Here is a 20149-nt window from a genome sequence, read left to right on the forward strand (position 1 = left end):
CTATCCGTATGCCCGCGGCGTCAGCGCCGGCGGCTCTTCCGGTCGTCCTTCTCGTGACCCTTGAACGTGCGGGTCAGCGCGAACTCGCCGAGCTTGTGCCCGACCATCGCCTCGGTCACGAACACGGGGACGTGCTTGCGTCCGTCGTGCACCGCGATCGTGTGCCCGAGCATGTCCGGGGTGATCGTGGAACGGCGCGACCAGGTCTTGATGACGTTCTTGGAGCCCTTCTCGTTCTGCGTCTCCACCTTCTTGAGCAGGTGGTCGTCGACGAAGGGGCCCTTCTTCAGGCTGCGAGGCATGTCTTATCTCCCTCAGCCGCGCTTACGCGTGGCGTAGCGGCGGCGGACGATCAGCCGGTCACTCGGCTGGCCCTTACGACGGGTGCGGCCCTCGGGCTTACCCTGCGGGTTGACCGGGTGGCGACCACCGGAGGTCTTGCCCTCGCCACCACCGTGCGGGTGGTCGACCGGGTTCATCGCGACGCCACGGACGGTCGGGCGCTTGCCCTTCCACCGCATCCGACCGGCCTTGCCCCAGTTGATGTTCGACTGGTCGGCGTTGCCGATCTCACCGATGCTGGCCCGGCAGCGCACGTCGACGCGCCGGATCTCACCCGACGGCATGCGGAGGGTCGCGTAGGCGCCCTCCCGGCCGAGCAGCTGGATGCCGACGCCGGCCGAGCGGGCCAGCTTGGCGCCGCCACCCGGGCGCAGCTCCACGTTGTGGATCGTGGTACCGACCGGGATGTTGCGCAGCGGCAGGTTGTTGCCCGGCTTGATGTCCGCGCTCGGACCCGACTCCACCGCGTCGCCCTGCTTGAGGTCCTTCGGCGCGACGATGTAGCGCTTCTCGCCGTCGGCGTAGTGCAGCAGCGCGATGCGCGCGGTGCGGTTCGGGTCGTACTCGATGTGCGCGACCTTGGCCGGCACCCCGTCCTTGTCGACCCGCTTGAAGTCGATCAGCCGGTACTGACGCTTGTGGCCGCCGCCCTGGTGCCGGGCGGTGATCCGGCCGTGGACGTTCCGACCGCCCTTCTTCGGCAGCGGGACCAGCAGCGACTTCTCCGGCGTCGACCGGGTGATCTCGGCGAAGTCGGCGACGCTCGATCCACGCCGGCCCGGCGTCGTCGGCTTGTACTTACGGATAGCCATTGTCTACACCCCTCAGCTGACCGGGCCGCCGAAGGCCTCGATGCGGTCGCCCTCAGCCAGCTTCACCATCGCGCGCTTGGTGTCCTTGCGCTTGCCGAACCCGGTACGGGTCCGCTTGCGCTTGCCCTCGCGGTTGAGCGTGTTGACCGTCAGGACGCGGACGTTGAAGATCTGCTCGATGGCGATCTTGATCGCGGTCTTGTTCGCGTCCGGGTGCACCAGGAAGGTGTACCAGTTGCGGTTCAGCTCGCTGTAGCTCTTCTCCGAGACGACCGGCGCCACGATGATGTCGCGCGGGTCGGCGATCGTGCTCACTTGCCACCCTCCTCGGTGGTCTCGGCGGGGACGCCCAGGAACTCGTCCAGGGCCTCCTTGGTGAAGACCACGTCGTCGGCCACCAGCACGTCGTACGTGTTCAGCTGGCCGGCTTCGATCAGGTGCACCCGCGGCTCGTTGCGCAGCGACACCCAGTTCAGCTCGTCGGTGCTGCTCAGCACGACCAGCACCCGGCGGGCCTCGGTCAGCTTGGCGAGCGTGGCCAGCGCGGCCTTGGTCGACGGCTTCTCGCCCGAGACGAACTCCTCGACGACGTGCACCTGGCCGGCGCGCGCCCGGTCGGAGAGGGCGCCACGCAACGCGGCGGCCTTCATCTTCTTCGGGGTGCGCTGGCTGTAGTCGCGCGGCACCGGGCCGTGCACCACGCCACCGCCGGCGAACTGCGGCGCGCGGATCGAACCCTGCCGGGCCCGACCGGTGCCCTTCTGCTTGTACGGCTTCTTGCCGCCACCCGAGACCTCGCCACGGGTCTTGGTCTTGTGCGTGCCCTGCCGGGCCGCCGCCAGCTGCGCCACCACGACCTGGTGCATCAGCGGGACGTTGGCCTGCACGTCGAAGATGTCGGCGGGCAGCTCGACCGAGCCGGTCTTGGTGCCCTCGGAGCTCAGGACGTCAACGGTGGTCACTTGCCCGCACCGCCCTTCTTCGCCTTGGCCTTGGCCGCGGTGCGGACCAGGACCAGCGCGCCCTTGGGGCCGGGAATGGCGCCACGGACGAGCAGGAGGTTGTTCTCGGTGTCGACCGCCTGGACGGTCAGGTTCTGCACGGTGTAGCGCACGCCACCCATGCGGCCGGCCATCCGGGTGCCCTTGAAGACGCGACCCGGGGTGGCGCAGGCCCCGATGGAGCCCGGGGAGCGGTGCTTGCGCTCGACACCGTGGCTGGCGCGCAGACCGTGGAAGCCGTGCCGCTTCATCGGGCCGGCGTAGCCCTTGCCCTTGGTCTTGCCGGTCACGTCGATCGAGACGCCGGCCGGGAACTCCTCGACCGTGATCTCCTGGCCGAGCGAGTACTCCGCGGCGTCGGTGGTGCGCAGCTCGACGATGTGCCGGCGCGGCGCCACGTCAGCCTTGGCGTAGTGCCCGCGGAGCGGCTTCTTGGCCTTGCGCGGGTCGATCGTCCCGTACGCCAGCTGGACCGCGGAGTAACCGTCCTTGTCGGCGTCACGAACCTGGGTGATGACGCAGGGGCCGGCCTGAACCACGGTCACCGGGACAACGCGGTTGTTGTCCCAGACCTGGGTCATGCCGAGCTTCGCGCCCAGGATCCCCTTAACTTGCCTGTCCATGTGTCCGGTCCCTACAGCTTGATCTCGATGTCGACGCCAGCCGGCAGGTCGAGGCGCATGAGCGAGTCGACCGTCTTCGGGGTCGGGTCGATGATGTCGATCAGTCGCTTGTGCGTACGCATCTCGAAGTGCTCGCGCGAGTCCTTGTACTTGTGCGGCGAGCGGATGACGCAGAAACGGTTGATCTCCGTGGGCAGCGGCACCGGGCCCGCGACCTGCGCCCCGGTACGCGTCACCGTCTCGACGATCTTCCGAGCCGAGGAGTCGACGACCTCGTGGTCATAGGCCTTGAGCCGGATGCGGATCTTCTGTCCCGCCATGGTGGCTTCTGTTCCTTCTCTCGATGCCGCTGTGTTGCGGGTGCCTGTACCGGCTGGCACAGGCCCTCTTCGCCCACCCCCGCGGTCGGGCGTGTCGCGCCCTGTGGCCAGGCTCCGCCCCGGGCTTCCGGAGCGATCCTGACCGCGGTGGGTCCAGGCGCCGATCGCGCTACCGCGACCTGAACGCCGCGCGAGGGTGGTTGACGGACGGACCGCCAACCACCCCACGCCCGACTGCTCTGCCCACCCGGAGGTTCAGCGAAGGCCGAACACGGGAGGCGAACTGTCGTTACGCAACCTGACTAGTATGCCGCACGACCGGCGGCGGGTCTAATCGGGGTTACCCAGCTCACTTGATGATCTTGGTGACGCGACCAGCGCCGACCGTACGGCCACCCTCCCGGATCGCGAACTTGAGGTTGTCCTCCATCGCGATGGGCTGGATCAGCTTCACGGTCATCGTGGTGTTGTCGCCCGGCATGACCATCTCGGTGCCCTCGGGCAGCGTGACGACGCCGGTGACGTCCGTGGTCCGGAAGTAGAACTGCGGACGGTAGTTCTGGAAGAACGGGGTGTGCCGGCCACCCTCCTCCTTGGAGAGGATGTAGACGGTCGCCTCGAACTCCGTGTGCGGGGTGCTGGTGCCCGGCTTGACGACCACCATGCCGCGCTCGACGTCCTCGCGCTTGATGCCGCGCAGCAGCAGACCGACGTTCTCACCCGCGCGGGCCTCGTCGAGCAGCTTGCGGAACATCTCGATGCCGGTGCAGGTGGTCTTCATCGACTTCTCGCGGATACCGACGATCTCCACCTCCTCGTTCGGCTTGAGGATGCCGCGCTCCGCGCGACCGGTGACGACCGTGCCACGACCGGTGATCGTGAAGACGTCCTCGATCGGCATCAGGAACGGCTTCTCGGTCTCGCGCTCCGGCTGCGGGATCGCGGTGTCGACGGCGTTCATCAGCTCCAGGAGCCGGCCGGTCCACTCCGGGTCGCCCTCAAGGGCCTTGAGCGCCGAGACACGAACGACCGGCAGGTCGTCGCCCGGGTACTCCTGCGCCGAGAGCAGCTCACGGACCTCGAGCTCGACGAGCTCCAGCAGCTCCTCGTCGTCGACCATGTCGCTCTTGTTCAGCGCCACGACGATGTACGGCACACCGACCTGGCGGGCCAGCAGCACGTGCTCGCGGGTCTGCGGCATCGGGCCGTCGGTCGCCGCGACCACCAGGATCGCGCCGTCCATCTGGGCGGCACCGGTGATCATGTTCTTGATGTAGTCGGCGTGACCGGGGCAGTCGACGTGCGCGTAGTGCCGCGCCTCGGTCTGGTACTCGACGTGCGCGATCGAGATCGTGATGCCGCGGGCCTTCTCCTCCGGCGCCTTGTCGATCTCGTCGAACGGCGTGTACGGGTTCAGGTCCGGGTACTGGTCGTGCAGGACCTTGGTGATGGCCGCCGTCAGCGTCGTCTTACCGTGGTCGATGTGACCAATGGTGCCGATGTTGACGTGCGGCTTAGTCCGCTCGAACTTCGCCTTCGCCACTGGTGTCCTCCTGTGGACTTCTTGGTTCGTTCGCCCCGGCGCGCCAGGTCGGCGCTTAGGACTCTGTCGACAGCCTTTCCGGCCTGACGGCCGGAGAGCTTTGTGGGTTCTGCGGCGATGAAGCCTACAGGCCCGGAATTCACCCAATCCGACCGAGGTGGTCGCGGTCGGGGAAATCCTCCCGCGACCACCGTCGGATCATCCGATCAGCTCAGGTGAGCGTCACTCACCCGTCGCCTTTGCCAAGTTTCCGGCTCGACTCCGGGCTCGCTCCGCTCCTCGCTTCGCTCGATGCTCACTCACCCGTCGCCTTCGCGATGATCTCCTTCGCCACGCTCTGCGGAACCTCGGCGTAGGAGTCGAACTGCATGCTGTAGCTAGCCCGGCCCTGGGTCTTCGACCGCAGGTCGCCGACGTAGCCGAACATCTCCGACAGCGGCACCAGCGCCCGGACGATGCGAGCGCCGCTGCGCTCCTCCATCGCCTGGATGATGCCGCGGCGGGAGTTGAGGTCGCCGATGACGTCACCCATGTTCTCCTCCGGAGTGGTGACCTCAACGGCCATCATCGGCTCGAGCAGTGCGGGGTCGGCCTTGCGGGCCGCCTCCTTCATCACCATCGAACCGGCGATCTTGAATGCCATCTCGGACGAGTCGACCTCGTGGTACTGGCCGTCCAGCAGGGTCAGCTTGACACCCACCAGCGGGAAGCCGGCGAGAATGCCGTACTGCATGGCGTCCTGGGCGCCCGCGTCCACCGACGGGATGAACTCCCGGGGGATGCGGCCACCCGTGACGGCGTTCGCGAACTCGTAGGTCGGCGAGTCGTTGTCCAGCGGCAGCGGCTCCAGGCTCACGACTACCCGGGCGTACTGGCCGGAACCACCGGTCTGCTTCTTGTGGGTGTACTCGATCTTCTCCACCTTGCGGCGGATCGTCTCGCGGTACGCCACCTGCGGCTTACCGATGTTCGCCTCGACGTTGAACTCGCGGCGCATCCGGTCGACCAGGATGTCCAGGTGCAGCTCGCCCATGCCGGAGATGACCGTCTGGCCGGTCTCCTCGTCCAGCTTGACGCGGAAGGTCGGGTCCTCCTCGGCCAGCCGCTGGATGGCGGTGCTGAGCTTCTCCTGGTCGGCCTTGGTCTTCGGCTCGATGGCGACCTCGATGACCGGCTCCGGGAAGGTCATCGACTCCAGGATGACCGGGTTCGCCGGGTCGCACAGCGTGTCACCGGTGGTGGTCTGCTTGAGACCCTGCACCGCGATGATGTCGCCTGCCTTGGCGGAGCCGCGCTCCTCCCGCTTGTTGGCGTGCATCTGGTAGATCTTGCCGATCCGCTCCTTGCGGTCCTTGGTGGAGTTGACCACCTGGGACCCGGACTCGACCACGCCGGAATAGACCCGGACGTAGGTGAGCTTGCCGAGGTGCTTGTCGGTCTGGATCTTGAACGCCAGGCCGGAGAACGGCTCCGAGGTGGACGGCTTGCGCTGTAGCGGCGTCTCGCCGTCGGTCGCCGTGCCCTCGATCGCCGGAATGTCCAGCGGCGACGGCAGGAAGTCGACGACGGCGTCGAGCATGGGCTGGACGCCCTTGTTCTTGAACGCCGAGCCGCAGAGCACCGGGTTGGCCTTGCTGGCGATGGTGGCGCGCCGGATGGCGGCCTTGATCTCCTCGACGGAGATCTCCTCGCCCTCCAGGTACTTCTCCATCACCGCGTCGTCGACGTCGGCCAGGGTCTCCATCAGCTTCTCGCGCCACTCCGCGGCGGAGTCGGCCAGCTCGGCCGGGATCTCCTCGATCGCGTAGTCCTCACCCTTCTGGGTCTCGCCGCGCCAGGTGAGGGCACGCATGCCGATCAGGTCGACGACGCCGATGTGGTCGCCCTCGAGCCCGATCGGGATCTGGAGCACCAGCGGGGTGGCGTTGAGCCGGTCGATCATCATCTGCACGCAACGGAAGAAGTCGGCACCGGTCCGGTCGAGCTTGTTGACGAAGCACATCCGGGGGACGTTGTACTTGTCCGCCTGTCGCCAGACGTTCTCCGTCTGCGGCTCCACGCCGGCCACGCCGTCGTAGACCGCGACGGCGCCGTCCAGCACCCGCAGCGACCGCTCCACCTCGACCGTGAAGTCGACGTGGCCGGGCGTGTCGATGATCTGGATCGTGTGGCCCTTCCACTCGCACTTCGTGGCGGCGGAAGTGATGGTGATACCGCGCTCCTGCTCCTGCTCCATCCAGTCCATGACGGCGGCGCCCTCGTGGACCTCACCGATCTTGTACGTGATACCGGTGTAGAACAGGATTCGCTCGGTGGTAGTGGTCTTACCGGCATCGATGTGCGCCATGATGCCGATGTTGCGTACGTTGGCGAGCGCGTCTGCGGCGGCCACTTCAATCCCTACTTCTCGTCGTCTCGACTCAACTGGTGGCGGTCCCGGCACCGGATGGCGCCGGGACCCATGTGTTACCAGCGGTAGTGCGCGAAGGCCTTGTTGGACTCGGCCATCTTGTGCGTGTCCTCGCGCCGCTTGACGGCGGCGCCGAGGCCGTTGCTCGCGTCCAGCAGCTCGTTCATCAGCCGCTCGACCATGGTCTTCTCCCGGCGGGCCTTGGAGTAGGTCACCAGCCAGCGCAGGCCGAGGGTGGTGGCCCGGGCCGGACGGACCTCGACCGGCACCTGGTAGGTCGCGCCACCGACCCGGCGGCTGCGGACCTCAAGGGTCGGCTTGACGTTGTCCATCGCGCGCTTGAGCGTGACGACCGGGTCGGTGCCGGACTTCTCCCGGCAACCCTCCAGGGCCGCGTACACGATGCGCTCGGCCAGCTGGCGCTTGCCGCGCAGCAGGATCTTGTTCACCAGCTGGGTGACCAACGGCGAGTTGTACACCGGGTCAGCGACCAGCGGCTTCCGCGGAGCGGGTCCCTTACGCGGCATGTCAGCTCTTCTCCTTCTTCGCGCCGTAGCGGCTGCGCGCCTGCTTGCGGTTGCGGACACCCTGGGTGTCCAGCGAACCGCGAACGATCTTGTAACGCACGCCGGGGAGGTCCTTCACCCGGCCGCCACGGACGAGCACGATCGAGTGCTCCTGCAGGTTGTGACCGACGCCCGGGATGTAGGCGGTCACCTCGATCTGGCTGCTGAGCTTGACGCGAGCGACCTTGCGCAGCGCCGAGTTCGGCTTCTTGGGGGTGGTGGTGTACACGCGGGTGCACACGCCACGCCGCTGGGGGGAACCCTTCAACGCCGGGGTCTTGGTCTTACTCGTCTTCGCCTGGCGGCCCTTGCGGACCAGCTGCTGGATCGTGGGCACCGGGTTTCTCCGCTCCCTTCGGCCGCTCGCACGGCCGCGCCTTCTGCCTCAGCCGATCTGGTGACCGGCTCTCCTACATTCCAACCAGGGCGCCTCGCGGCGGTCCCGGCACCCGCGGTCGGGCGTGTCGCCCGACTCACGGTCCCGGTTCCGACGCTCGCGCGCGGGGCCGGGGGTTTGTCACCGGCGCGCGGATCGCCGCGTGCCGGGTCTTCTGGCTCAGTCGTGGTGCCGTCCCGGATACCGGATCCAGCGCACGCACGAGTTGCCCGGGCATGCCCGGGCACAAGGGGAAAGAGTACCTACCACAGCCGCGCAGGTCAAAACGGAAGACCCGGCCGACTTCGTGCTGCTGGCCGGCCCGGACCCGTCACACCACCCGCCCGTGATGGGCACCTACGTAGACAAGTGTACCGGCTCTGCCGGAGCCTGGCCCGATAGCCCTGGGCCGGGGCTCACCAGCCCAGGGATCCGGTCGGATCAGGTCAGCGCCAGCAGGAGGGCCAGCCCCAGACCCAGCAGGCCGAGCAGCAGCCCGGCCCCACCACAGCTGATCCCGGCGACCGCCAGGCCCCGGCCGGTGAACCGGACCGCCGGCGGAGGCGCCGGTCGCCGGATCTGCCTCAGGCCGAGCAGGCCGGCCACCACGGCACCGGCCCCGGTCAGACCGCTCAGCACGGTGAACGCGCCGGCGACCCAGGCGCCGTTCGCCCCCTCCCCCACCGCGCCGAAGCAGAAGACCAGAAACGACACCAGTATCGAGGTGATACCGACCACCAGCGAGCCGACCGCCAGGCCCGAGGTGACCGGCGGCACGTCGAGGTGCACCACGGCGAAGGGGGTACCGGCCACCGGCTCCACCCGCTTCGGCGGCCGGGGCTGCTCCCGGGTCGGGGCGGGCGCGGAGGCCGGCCCTCCCCAGCCCGGGGGGTGCCACCCCGCCGGCGGCCCATACGCCGCTGGCGCAGGCGGCGTGTTGAAGGCGGGGGAACCCGGTGGCGACCCGAAGGCCGGCGGCACCATCGGTGGCACCGGCGACGGGGCCTGCGGATAGCCGAAGGCCGCCGGCACCGGCGGCGGAACCTGCGGGTGGCCGAAGGCCGGCGGAACCGGCAGCGGGGCCTGCGGGTGGCCGTGGGGCGGCCAGCCGGGCGGTTGCCCGAGGCCCGGCGCACCCGGCGATCCGGCGGACGCCGGCAGCGGGTCGACAGGAACCGGCAGCGGGTCGGCGGACGCCGGCCCGGGAGGTGCGGAGGGCGATGGCGCGGAGCCGGTGGAGAGGACTGGTGGCCCGGTTCCCGGCAATGCCGAGGCGTCCGGCTCCGCCGCGTCGGCGTCCGGCCGCCCGGGGGTGGGCTGGGCGGACTCGCCGCCCTCGGGGCGCGCCGGTTCCGTCACAGAATCCTCCTCATCGGCCGCGTCCATCACCGCGCGACGGACAACGGTCAGGCTACCGTCGGCGGTCAGCCCCCGGCGCCCGGCGCGAGGGCCCGGCCCGCCCGGGTCAGTCGACGTGGGGTGCGAAGTCGTGCCCGTAGGGCGCCTCGGCGAGCCGGACCACACCGATCACCAGCAGCACCACCAGACTGACCGCGACCAGCGCCAGGCCCGTCCAGGCCAGTTGCTCGCCGCGACGCAGCCAGGCCGCGCCGGTCAGGAAACCCCCCGAGGCGTACGCCTCCCGGCGCGCCTGCCGGGCCAGTTGCAGCGCCAGCGTGGCGGGCACCACGCCACCGATCAACAGACCGGTCAACGCGGCCATCAGTCCCAGCGCGAAGACCGCCCTGGCCTTGGTCGCCCGGACCGGGTCCGGGTCGAGCGGGTGACGCGGCGCGGTCGCGGCGGGCGCCGATCCGGGTGCGATCGTCATAACCAACATGATGCCCCCACCGACGCCGGCACGTGCCGAACCCGCGGCCGGTCCGGGGCCCCACCGGCTGCCCCCGACACGAAGAGGTCCCCGGCGGATCGCCGGGGACCTCTCACGTCACTGCGCGGTCTAGCGGTACGACCCGAAGTCGAAGTCGTCCAGCGGAACCGCCTGGCCACTGGCCGGCCCGAAGCCGTAGTCGGTCTCCGGGTAGCCGGTCATCGAGTAGACCTTGGCCTTCGCCTCCTCGGTCGGCTCGACCCGGACGTTGCGGTACTTGCTGATGCCGGTACCGGCCGGGATGAGCTTACCGATGATCACGTTCTCCTTGAGACCGATCAGCGAGTCGCTGCGGGCGTGGATCGCCGCGTCGGTCAGCACCCGGGTGGTCTCCTGGAAGGAGGCCGCCGAGAGCCAGGAGTCGGTCGCCAGCGAGGCCTTGGTGATACCCATCAGGACCGGACGACCCGCCGCGGGCTCGCCACCCTCGGAGACGAGTCGGCGGTTCTCCGACTCGAAGAGCGCCCGGTCGACCAGCACACCCGGCAGGAACTCGGTCGAGCCGGAGTCGATGACCGTCACCCGCTTGAGCATCTGGCGAATGATGATCTCGATGTGCTTGTCGTGGATGAGCACACCCTGGGAGCGGTAGACCTCCTGGACCTCCTGGGTCAGGTGGACCTGGACCGCCCGCGGGCCGAGGATGCGCAGCAGCTCGTGCGGGTCGATGGTGCCCTCGGTGAGCTTCTCGCCGACCTCGACGTGGTCGCCGTCGTGCGCCCGCAGCCGGACCCGCTTGGAGATCTTGTCGTAGACGATCTCCTCGCTGCCGTCGTCCGGGATCACCACGATCTTGCGGGACCGCTCGCCGTCCTCGATCCGGATCCGGCCCGGGGTGTCGGCGATCGGCGCCTTGCCCTTCGGGATCCGGGCCTCGAAGATCTCCTGGACACGCGGCAGACCCTGGGTGATGTCCTCACCCGCGACGCCACCGGTGTGGAAGGTACGCATCGTCAGCTGCGTACCCGGCTCACCGATCGACTGGGCGGCGATGATGCCGACCGCCTCGCCGACGTCCACGATCTTGCCGGTCGGCAGCGAGCGGCCGTAGCACGCACCGCAGACGCCCAGCTTCGACTCGCAGGTGAGCACGCTGCGCACCCGGACGTTCTCGACCCCGGCCGCGACGATCCGGTCGACCATGATCGAGTTGAGGTCCACGCCCCGCTCGGCGACGACGGTGCCGTCCGGCCCCTTGATGTCGTCGGCCAGGGTACGGGCGTGCACGCTGGTCTCGGCGTGCTCGTGCACCACCAGCGGGCCGCCGTCGAGCTGCTGACCCACCTGCATCGGGATGGCCCGGTCGGTGCCGCAGTCCTCCTCGCGGATGATGACGTCCTGCGAGACGTCCACCAGACGACGGGTCAGGTAACCCGAGTCGGCGGTACGCAGGGCGGTGTCCGCGAGGCCCTTGCGGGCACCGTGCGTGGAGATGAAGTACTCCAGCACGGAGAGACCCTCCCGGTAGCTGGCCTTGATCGGCCGCGGGATGATCTCGCCCTTCGGGTTGGCCACCAGACCACGGATCGCCGCGATCTGCCGGAGCTGGAGCAGGTTACCGCGAGCACCCGAGTTGATCATCTTCCACAGCGGGTTCTCCTGCGGCAGCGCGGTGTCCATCTCCTTGGCGACCTCGTTGGTCGCGTTGGTCCAGATGGAGATCAGCTCGCTGCGCCGCTCCTCGGCGGTGATCAGACCGCGCTGGTACTGGCGGTCGATCTTGTCGGCTTCCTTCTCGTACCGCTCCAGGATCTCCCGCTTGCGCGGCGGAGCGATGACGTCCTCCATGCCGATGGTGACGCCGGACCAGGTGGCCCAGTGGAAACCGGCCTCCTTGAGCCCGTCGAGGGTGGCCGCCAGGGCCACCTTCGGGAACCGCTCGGCGAGGTCGTTGACGATCGCGGAGAGCTGGCCCTTACGGATCTCGTAGTTCACGAACCGGTAGCCCTGCGGCAGGGTCTCGTTGAACAGCACCCGGCCGAGCGTGGTCTCCACGGTCAGCGGCTCGCCCGGAAGCCAGCCCTCGGGCGCGATCCACGGCTGTCCGCCGGCACCGTTGTCGACCTCGACGACGTCCCGCAGCCGAATCTTGACCGGTGCCTGCAGGTGCAGCTCGCCGTTGTCGTACGCCATCCGCGCCTCGGCGTCCGAGCTGAACGCCCGGCCCTCCCCGTGCTCACCCGCGGTGAGGTGAGTCAGGTGGTAGAGGCCGATGACCATGTCCTGGGTGGGCATGGTGACCGGCTTGCCGTCCGCCGGCTTGAGGATGTTGTTCGACGACAGCATCAGGATCCGCGCCTCGGCCTGGGCCTCGGCGGAGAGCGGCACGTGCACCGCCATCTGGTCACCGTCGAAGTCGGCGTTGAACGCGGTGCAGACCAGCGGGTGGATCTGGATGGCCTTGCCCTCGACCAGCTGCGGCTCGAAGGCCTGGATGCCCAGCCGGTGCAGGGTCGGCGCCCGGTTGAGCAGCACCGGGTGCTCGCCGATGACCTCTTCCAGCACGTCCCAGACGACCGGCCGCTGCCGCTCGACCATCCGCTTGGCGGACTTGATGTTCTGCGCGTGGTTGAGGTCGACCAGCCGCTTCATCACGAACGGCTTGAACAGCTCCAGCGCCATCTGCTTGGGCAGGCCGCACTGGTGCAGCTTGAGCTTCGGGCCGACCACGATGACCGAACGGCCGGAGTAGTCGACGCGCTTGCCCAGCAGGTTCTGCCGGAACCGGCCCTGCTTGCCCTTGAGCATGTCGGAGAGCGACTTCAGCGGACGGTTACCCGGGCCGGTGACCGGCCGGCCGCGGCGGCCGTTGTCGAACAGCGCGTCGACGGCCTCCTGGAGCATCCGCTTCTCGTTGTTGACGATGATCTCGGGCGCGCCGAGGTCGATCAGCCGCTTGAGCCGGTTGTTCCGGTTAATCACCCGGCGGTACAGGTCGTTCAGGTCGCTGGTGGCGAAGCGGCCACCGTCGAGCTGCACCATCGGACGCAGGTCCGGCGGGATGACCGGTACGCAGTCCAGCACCATGCCGAGCGGCGAGTTGCGGGTGTTCTGGAACGCCGCGACGACCTTGAGCCGCTTGAGCGCCCGGATCTTCCGCTGCCCCTTGCCGGTACGGATGGTCTCGCGCAGGCTCTCCGCCTCGGCTTCGAGGTCCATGTTCTGCACCAGGGCCTTGATCGCCTCGGCGCCCATGCCACCGGTGAAGTACTCGCCGAACCGATCCCGCAGCTCGCGGTAGAGCAGCTCGTCGGTGACCAGCTGCTTCGAGTCCAGCTTGCGGAAGGTGTCCAGCACCTCGTCCAGGCGGTCGATCTCGCGCTGGGCCCGGTCGCGGATCTGGCGCATCTCGCGCTCTCCGCCCTCCTTGACCTTGCGCCGGACGTCCGCCTTCGCGCCCTCGGCCTCCAGCTCGGCCAGGTCGGCCTCGAGCTTGGCGGCCCGCTTCTCGATCTCCGAGTCGCGGCTGTTCTCCGACTGCCGCTTCTCGGCCAGGATCTCGTTCTCGATGGTCGAGAGGTCACGGTGACGCGCCTCGGCGTCAACGCTCGTCACGACGTACGAGGCGAAGTAGATGATCTTTTCGAGATCCTTCGGGGCGAGGTCCAGCAGGTAGCCCAGCCGGCTCGGCACGCCCTTGAAGTACCAGATGTGGGTCACCGGGGCGGCGAGCTCGATGTGGCCCATCCGCTCCCGGCGGACCTTCGAGCGGGTCACCTCGACGCCGCAGCGCTCGCAGATGATGCCCTTGAACCGGACCCGCTTGTACTTACCGCAGTAGCACTCCCAGTCCCGCTGCGGACCGAAGATCTTCTCGCAGAAGAGCCCGTCCTTCTCCGGCTTGAGGGTGCGGTAGTTGATGGTCTCGGGCTTCTTGACCTCGCCGTGCGACCACTGACGGATGTCGTCGGCGGTCGCCAGCCCAATTCGCAACTCGTCGAAAAAGTTGACGTCGAGCACGTTCAATTCCCTCACACGTCGCTTGTTGCGCTAGCAGCTGACCGGGTCTGGTGCCGGGACGGGACGACCCTCACGCGGGATGTCCCGCCCCGGAACCTCAACGTCACACTTCCTCGACCGAGCTCGGCTCGCGCCGGGACAGGTCAATGCCCAGTTCCTCCGCGGCCCGGAACACCTCGTCGTCGGTCTCGCGCATCTCCAGGGCCACACCGTCGCTGGAGAGCACCTCAACGTTGAGGCACAGCGACTGCAACTCCTTGAGCAGCACCTTGAACGACTCCGGGATGCCCGGCTCCGGGATGTTCTCGCCCTTGACGATGGCCTCGTAGACCTTCACCCGGCCGAGAACGTCGTCGGACTTGATCGTCAGTAGCTCCTGCAGGGCGTACGCGGCACCGTAGGCCTGCATCGCCCAGCACTCCATCTCACCGAAGCGCTGGCCACCGAACTGCGCCTTACCACCCAGCGGCTGCTGGGTGATCATCGAGTACGGGCCGGTCGACCGTGCGTGGATCTTGTCGTCGACCAGGTGGTTGAGCTTCAGGATGTAGATGTAGCCGACGGCGATCGGGTCGGGCAGCGGCTCGCCGGAACGACCGTCGAAGAGCTGCGCCTTGCCGCTTGCGCCGATCAGCTGCTTGCCGTCCCGGTTGGGCAGGGTCGACGCGAGCAGACCGGAGATCTCCTCCTCGCGGGCACCGTCGAAGACCGGGGTGGCCACGTTGGTGTCCGGCTCGGAGGAGTCCGCGCCGATCGCCTGGAGCTGACGCTTCCACTCCGCGTCGTCGCCCTCGACCTGCCAACCCGTCTTGGCCACCCAGCCCAGGTGAGTCTCCAGCACCTGGCCGATGTTCATCCGGCTCGGCACCCCCAGCGGGTTGAGCACGATGTCGACCGGGGTGCCGTCCTCCAGGAAGGGCATGTCCTCGACCGGCAGGATCTTGGAGATGACGCCCTTGTTGCCGTGCCGGCCGGCGAGCTTGTCGCCGTCCTGGATCTTCCGCTTCTGGGCGACGTAGACCCGGACCAGCTCGTTGACGCCCGGCGGCAGTTCGTCGCCGTCCTCCCGGGAGAAGGTACGCACGCCGATGACCGTGCCGGTCTCGCCGTGCGGCACCTTCAGCGAGGTGTCCCGGACCTCGCGCGCCTTCTCACCGAAGATCGCGCGGAGCAGCCGCTCCTCCGGGGTCAGCTCGGTCTCGCCCTTCGGCGTGACCTTGCCGACCAGGATGTCACCGGGGACGACCTCGGCGCCGATCCGGATGATGCCGCGCTCGTCGAGGTCGGCGAGCATTTCCTCGCTGACGTTCGGGATGTCGCGGGTGATCTCCTCCGGGCCGAGCTTGGTGTCCCGCGCGTCGACCTCGTGCTCCTCGATGTGGATCGAGGTGAGCACGTCCTGCTGCACGAGACGCTGCGACAGGATGATCGCGTCCTCGTAGTTGTGGCCCTCCCAGCACATGAACGCCACGAGCAGGTTGCGCCCGAGCGCCATCTCGCCGTCGTCGGTGCACGGACCGTCGGAGATGACCTGGCCGGCCTCGACCCGGTCGCCCTCGAAGACCACCGGCTTCTGGTTGACGCAGGAGCCGGCGTTGGAGCGGCGGAACTTGTGCAGCAGGTACGTCCGGCGGTGGCCGTCGTCCTGGTGCACGGTGATGTAGTCGGCGCAGAGATCCTCGACCACACCGCCGACCTCGGCCACCACCACGTCACCGGCGTCGACCGCGGCACGGTACTCCATACCGGTGCCGACCAGCGGAGACTCGGCCTTGACCAGCGGTACCGCCTGACGCTGCATGTTCGCGCCCATCAGGGCACGGTTCGCGTCGTCGTGCTCCAGGAACGGGATCATCGCGGTCGCGACCGAGGTCATCTGCCGCGGCGACACGTCCATGTAGTCCACGGCGGCCGGCGCGACGTCCTCGGTCTCGCCGCCCTTACGGCGGACCAGGACGCGGTCCTCGGCGAACGACCCGTCCGCCTTCAACGGCGCGTTGGCCTGCGCCTTGACGAACCGGTCCTCCTCGTCCGCGGTCAGGTAGTCGATCTGGTCGGTGACCCGACCGTCGATGACCTTCCGGTACGGCGTCTCGATGAAGCCGAACGGGTTGACCCGGGCGAAGGTGGACAGCGCGCCGATCAGACCGATGTTCGGGCCTTCCGGCGTCTCGATCGGGCACATCCGGCCGTAGTGGGACGGGTGCACGTCGCGGACCTCGAAGCCGGCCCGCTCCCGGGACAGACCACCCGGGCCGAGCGCGCTCAGCCGACGCCGGTGGGTCAGGCCCGCCAGCGGGTTGGTCTGGTCCATGAACTGGGACAGCTGCGAGGTGCCGAAGAACTCCCGGATCGCGGCCACCACCGGGCGGATGTTGATCAGGGTCTGCGGCGTGATCGCCTCGACGTCCTGGGTGGTCATCCGCTCGCGGACGACCCGCTCCATCCGGGACAGGCCGACCCGAACCTGGTTCTGGATCAGCTCGCCCACGGTACGCAGCCGCCGGTTGCCGAAGTGGTCGATGTCGTCGGCCTCGTAGCCCTCCTCACCGGCGTGCAGCCGGCAGAGGTACTCCACGGTGGCGACGATGTCGTCCTCGGTCAGCGTGCCCGTGGTGATCGGCACACCGACTTCGAGCTTCTTGTTGAACTTGTACCGCCCGACCTTGGCTACGTCGTACCGCTTCGGGTTGAAGAAGAGGTTGTCGAGCAGGGTCTGGGCGTTCTCGCGGGTCGGCGGCTCGCCAGGGCGCAACTTCCGGTAGATGTCGAGTAGCGCCTCGTCCTGGCCGGCGATGTGGTCCTTTTCGAGCGTGGTCATCATCAGCTCGGACCAGCCGAACTTCTCACGGATCCGCTCGGCCGACCATCCGATGGCCTTGAGCAGCACCGTGACGGCCTGCCGGCGCTTACGGTCGATGCGGACGCCGACCGTGTCGCGCTTGTCGATGTCGAACTCCAGCCAGGCACCCCGACTCGGGATGACCTTGACGCTGGAGAGGTCGCGGTCGGAGGTCTTGTCCGGCTGCTTGTCGAAGTAGACGCCCGGCGAGCGGACGAGCTGACTGACCACCACGCGCTCGGTGCCGTTGATGATGAAGGTGCCCTTCGGCGTCATCATCGGGAAGTCACCCATGAACACCGTCTGGCTCTTGATCTCGCCAGTGGTGTTGTTGGTGAACTCCGCGGTCACGAAGAGCGGGGCGCAGTAGGTGAGATCCTTCTCCTTGCACTCCTCGATCGAGGCCTTGACCTCGTCGAAGCGCGGCGCCGAGAAGGAAAGTGACATGGTGCCGGAAAAGTCCTCAATGGGACTGATCTCGTCGAGGATCTCCGCGAGACCCGAGCGTGCGTGTGGGTCGTCCGCCGACCGGCCCTGCCAAGCCTCGTTGCCGACGAGCCAGTCGAAGGACTCGTTCTGAATGGCAAGGAGGTTGGGGACCTCGAGGTGTTCGGTGATCCGACCGAAAGAAACTCGGCGGGGAGCGAATGCGCTCGACGTACGACTGGTCTTCGCAGGGCGGGAAGCTGCCAAGATGCGTCCTTCCGAGGACCGGTGCTGCAGAACGGCTGGTACGCGTGCACTCCAATGACCCCACCAGAAAATATCCACAAACGGACATTTCCGAGCAGGGGTCAAGTCGGAAGGCAGCGCAAACTAGCAGTGTAGCCGAGAGGCTAACCGCTGTCCAGCCCACCCCGCAGGTCATTGCGGAACGTGCCTCGGGACCCTCGAACGGGTCGCACCGGGCCGCTCGGAACGCAACGTCCCTACCGGGCCGCTCGGGTGGCTGCGGCGAGTGGTGCTGCCGCTTCACTACCCGCGCGGTGGCCGTCGCAAGCGCGGAAGGTCTTGCTGGTCTCAGCGTGCCTGTCGGGCCATGGCCGCGTCAAGGGCCGGTACCGCCATCCGGTGCTCTTTCCCACCGACGGGCGAGGCCGACAGGACCCGCGCCGGGCCGGACGCCGAACCTCTACGCCCTGCTCATGGCCGTTTGCGTACGGTGCCACGAACACGGCGGGCGGCGATCCGAGTCGGATCGCCGCCCGCCGCGACTTGATGTGCCCCGGCTCACGTAGGCCGGGACGGCCCGGTAGGGCTCAGGTCACTTGAGGGTGACCTTGGCGCCCTCGCCCTCGAGCTTGGCCTTGGCCTTCTCGGCGGTCTCCTTGTTGACCTTCTCCAGGATGGCCTTCGGCGCGGACTCGACCGCGTCCTTGGCCTCCTTGAGGCCCAGGCCGGTCAGCTCACGGACGACCTTGATGACCTGGATCTTCTTGCCACCGTCGGCGTCGAGAACGACGTCGAACTCGTCCTTCTCCGGCTCGGCCTCGGCCGCGGCGGCGGCCGGGGCACCCGCGGCCACGGCGACCGGGGCGGCGGCGGTGACCTCGAAGGTCTCCTCGAACTGCTTCACGAACTCGGAGAGCTCGATCAGCGTCATCTCCTTGAACGCGTCGAGCAGCTCGTCGGTGCTGAGCTTCGCCATGTCTGGCGTCCTTTCTGAATGGTTTACCTAAAGAACGTGGGTGCGCCGTGCGGGCCTCAGGCCGCCTCGGCGCCCTCCTTCTCGCGCTTGTCCTGCAGGGCAGCCGCCAGGCGGGCGGTCTTCGACAGCGGGGCCTGGAACAGGGCCGCGGCCTTGCTCAGGTTGCCCTTCATCGCGCCGGCCAGCTTGGCCAGCAGCACCTCACGGGACTCCAGGTCAGCGAGCTTCGTGACCTCGGCCGCGGAAATGGCCTTGCCCTCGAAGACGCCGCCCTTGATGACGAGCTTCGGGTTGGCCTTCGCGAAGTCGCGAAGCCCCTTCGCCGCCTCGACGACGTCGCCCGAAACGAAAGTCAGCGCGGTAGGACCGGTGAACAGCTCGTCGAGGCCGGAGATGCCCGCGTCCACCGCAGCACGCTTGGCCAGCGTGTTCTTGGCGACGGTGTAGCTGGTCTCCTTGCCGAGCGAGCGCCGCAGCTGGGTCAGCTGGGAAACCGTCAGACCGCGGTACTCGGTCAGCACGGTGGCACCAGCGGCGCGGAAGCTCTCGGTGAGCTCGGCGACGGCCGTGGCCTTGTCGGCCCGGATCGGCTTGTCCGCCATGTCCCTCCTCTCTCGTTGCTCGGAGGCTGGTCACCGTCGCAGGCGGGTGCCGGCGACGGGAGCGGAGGAAAACGCGGCAACAGAAAAGCCCCGGCGCAGGGCGCACGGGGCGAGGCCGGCGGAATCACCGCGGTCGGCGGACCACAGGATGCTGCCGATGTTCGCTTACCGCCCTGCGCGGGTCGCCCGTCATCGCGGAACCTTCGACCGTGCCGAGGCACGGTGACCAGCGGTCTCTGGGTGGAACTTCACGCACAACAAAGTGCGCGACCCCGGAAGCCTACCCGCCCCGCCCCCGCCCCACCAAGCCCACCCCCACCCCGCTTCGTTGATCGAGAAGTTGGCGGCAGTGTCTGGTCTTCAAAGCTGCCGCCAACCTCATGATCGACGGGAGAAGGAGGGGGTGGGGATGCGGCGAGGGGCCCCGCCGTGATCGTGGCGGGGCCCCTCGGGTGCGCTCGTGCTCAGCTGTCGGCGGAGCCCTCGGTGAGGTTCTTCACCACGTTCGGGTCGACCGGTACGCCCGGGCCCATGGTGGTGGTGAGGGTGACCTTCTTGAGGTACTTGCCCTTTGCCGCGGACGGCTTGGCCCGCAGCACCTCGTCGAGGACGGCCGCGTAGTTGTCCACCAGCTGGGTCTCCGAGAACGAGGCCTTGCCGATGATCAGGTGCAGGTTCGAGTGCTTGTCCACCCGGAAGGTGATCTTCCCGCCCTTGATGTCGGAGACCGCCTTGGTGACGTCCATGGTCACCGTGCCGGTCTTCGGGTTCGGCATGAGACCGCGCGGGCCCAGGATCCGCGCGATCCGGCCGATCTTGGCCATCTGGTCCGGCGTGGCGATCGCCGCGTCGAAGTCCAGCCAACCGCCCTGGATCCGGGCGACCAGCTCGTCCGTGCCCACCTCGTCCGCACCGGCGGCGACGGCCTCCTCGGCCTTCGCGCCGGCGGCGAAGACGATCACGCGGGCGGTCTTACCGGTGCCGTGCGGCAGGTTGACCGTGCCGCGGACCATCTGGTCCGCCTTGCGGGGGTCGACGCCGAGGCGCATCGCGACCTCGACCGTGGCGTCGAACTTGACGGTGGAGCTCTCCTTGGTCAGCTTGACGGCCTCGGAGGGGGTGTAGAGCTTCGACCGGTCGATGGCCTCGGCGGCCTTGCGGTAGCTCTTGCTGCGCTGCATTTCTGTCTACTCCTGTGGTCTCTGGCGGGCCG

Annotated in this window: 17 protein-coding genes; all 17 read right to left on the bottom strand. The window is 68.3% G+C overall.

Annotation, left to right across the window (positions count from 1 at the left end):
• Positions 1-20 precede the first annotated feature (20 nt).
• Positions 21-302 (bottom strand): 30S ribosomal protein S19, encoded by a 282-nt coding sequence (rpsS, locus tag ACQPYA_RS27570; protein ID WP_433529946.1) that lies wholly within the window; start codon positions 300-302, stop codon positions 21-23.
• Between the two features lie 12 nt (positions 303-314).
• Positions 315-1154, bottom strand: coding sequence for a 50S ribosomal protein L2 (rplB, locus tag ACQPYA_RS27575; RefSeq protein WP_433529947.1), 840 nt, complete (start codon positions 1152-1154; stop codon positions 315-317).
• 12 nt (positions 1155-1166) lie between these two features.
• A complete protein-coding gene (gene rplW / locus ACQPYA_RS27580) occupies positions 1167-1469 on the bottom strand; it encodes a 50S ribosomal protein L23 (RefSeq protein ID WP_093403611.1) in 303 nt (100 codons plus the stop codon).
• On the bottom strand, positions 1466-2116 hold the full coding sequence (gene rplD, locus ACQPYA_RS27585; protein WP_433529948.1) for a 50S ribosomal protein L4: 651 nt from the start codon (positions 2114-2116) through the stop codon (positions 1466-1468). Before rplD ends, rplW begins: the two co-directional genes overlap by 4 nt.
• Positions 2113-2778 carry a 50S ribosomal protein L3 gene (rplC, locus tag ACQPYA_RS27590; RefSeq protein WP_433529949.1) on the bottom strand — a complete coding sequence of 222 codons (666 nt, stop codon included), beginning with the start codon at positions 2776-2778 and terminating at the stop codon, positions 2113-2115. The genes rplD and rplC overlap by 4 nt, the downstream gene beginning before the upstream one ends.
• Positions 2779-2789: 11 nt before the next feature.
• Positions 2790-3098, bottom strand: a complete 309-nt coding sequence (rpsJ, locus tag ACQPYA_RS27595) for a 30S ribosomal protein S10 (RefSeq protein WP_007073037.1) — start codon at positions 3096-3098, stop codon at positions 2790-2792.
• A gap of 349 nt (positions 3099-3447) precedes the next feature.
• Positions 3448-4641, bottom strand: coding sequence for an elongation factor Tu (tuf, locus tag ACQPYA_RS27600; protein WP_111215579.1), 1194 nt, complete (start codon positions 4639-4641; stop codon positions 3448-3450).
• 295 nt (positions 4642-4936) lie between these two features.
• On the bottom strand, positions 4937-7033 hold the full coding sequence (gene fusA / locus ACQPYA_RS27605) for an elongation factor G (RefSeq protein WP_433529950.1): 2097 nt from the start codon (positions 7031-7033) through the stop codon (positions 4937-4939).
• A 74-nt stretch (positions 7034-7107) separates the two neighbouring features.
• Positions 7108-7578, bottom strand: a complete 471-nt coding sequence (gene rpsG / locus ACQPYA_RS27610; protein WP_091079418.1) for a 30S ribosomal protein S7 — start codon at positions 7576-7578, stop codon at positions 7108-7110.
• 1 nt (position 7579) lies between these two features.
• Positions 7580-7954: a 30S ribosomal protein S12 gene (gene rpsL, locus ACQPYA_RS27615; RefSeq protein ID WP_014440718.1), complete on the bottom strand. Its 375-nt coding sequence runs from the start codon at positions 7952-7954 to the stop codon at positions 7580-7582.
• A 480-nt stretch (positions 7955-8434) separates the two neighbouring features.
• A complete protein-coding gene (locus ACQPYA_RS27620) occupies positions 8435-8806 on the bottom strand; it encodes a hypothetical protein (RefSeq protein WP_433533650.1) in 372 nt (123 codons plus the stop codon).
• A 652-nt stretch (positions 8807-9458) separates the two neighbouring features.
• Positions 9459-9824: a hypothetical protein gene (locus ACQPYA_RS27625; RefSeq protein WP_433529951.1), complete on the bottom strand. Its 366-nt coding sequence runs from the start codon at positions 9822-9824 to the stop codon at positions 9459-9461.
• A gap of 129 nt (positions 9825-9953) precedes the next feature.
• Positions 9954-13844, bottom strand: a complete 3891-nt coding sequence (locus ACQPYA_RS27630) for a DNA-directed RNA polymerase subunit beta' (RefSeq protein WP_433533651.1) — start codon at positions 13842-13844, stop codon at positions 9954-9956.
• A gap of 103 nt (positions 13845-13947) precedes the next feature.
• A complete protein-coding gene (locus tag ACQPYA_RS27635) occupies positions 13948-17379 on the bottom strand; it encodes a DNA-directed RNA polymerase subunit beta (RefSeq protein WP_433529952.1) in 3432 nt (1143 codons plus the stop codon).
• 571 nt (positions 17380-17950) lie between these two features.
• Positions 17951-18334, bottom strand: a complete 384-nt coding sequence (gene rplL, locus ACQPYA_RS27640) for a 50S ribosomal protein L7/L12 (RefSeq protein ID WP_433529953.1) — start codon at positions 18332-18334, stop codon at positions 17951-17953.
• Between the two features lie 56 nt (positions 18335-18390).
• A complete protein-coding gene (gene rplJ, locus ACQPYA_RS27645; RefSeq protein ID WP_137776526.1) occupies positions 18391-18936 on the bottom strand; it encodes a 50S ribosomal protein L10 in 546 nt (181 codons plus the stop codon).
• A gap of 464 nt (positions 18937-19400) precedes the next feature.
• The gene (rplA, locus tag ACQPYA_RS27650; protein WP_433529954.1) at positions 19401-20117 is read right to left on the bottom strand and encodes a 50S ribosomal protein L1; all 717 of its coding nucleotides are present in this window, start codon (positions 20115-20117) and stop codon (positions 19401-19403) included.
• Positions 20118-20149 lie beyond the last annotated feature (32 nt).

It is taken from the genome of Micromonospora sp. CA-263727, assembly GCF_050942455.1.
Lineage (GTDB): Bacteria > Actinomycetota > Actinomycetes > Mycobacteriales > Micromonosporaceae > Micromonospora.

Coding starts and splice junctions, on each gene's coding strand:
- rpsS (WP_433529946.1), bottom strand. CDS start 302: ATGCCTCGCAGCCTGAAGAAGGGCCCCTTCGTCGACGACCACCTGCTC.
- rplB (WP_433529947.1), bottom strand. CDS start 1,154: ATGGCTATCCGTAAGTACAAGCCGACGACGCCGGGCCGGCGTGGATCG.
- rplC (WP_433529949.1), bottom strand. CDS start 2,778: ATGGACAGGCAAGTTAAGGGGATCCTGGGCGCGAAGCTCGGCATGACC.
- rpsJ (WP_007073037.1), bottom strand. CDS start 3,098: ATGGCGGGACAGAAGATCCGCATCCGGCTCAAGGCCTATGACCACGAG.
- rpsG (WP_091079418.1), bottom strand. CDS start 7,578: ATGCCGCGTAAGGGACCCGCTCCGCGGAAGCCGCTGGTCGCTGACCCG.
- ACQPYA_RS27625 (WP_433529951.1), bottom strand. CDS start 9,824: ATGACGATCGCACCCGGATCGGCGCCCGCCGCGACCGCGCCGCGTCAC.
- rplL (WP_433529953.1), bottom strand. CDS start 18,334: ATGGCGAAGCTCAGCACCGACGAGCTGCTCGACGCGTTCAAGGAGATG.
- rplJ (WP_137776526.1), bottom strand. CDS start 18,936: ATGGCGGACAAGCCGATCCGGGCCGACAAGGCCACGGCCGTCGCCGAG.
- rplA (WP_433529954.1), bottom strand. CDS start 20,117: ATGCAGCGCAGCAAGAGCTACCGCAAGGCCGCCGAGGCCATCGACCGG.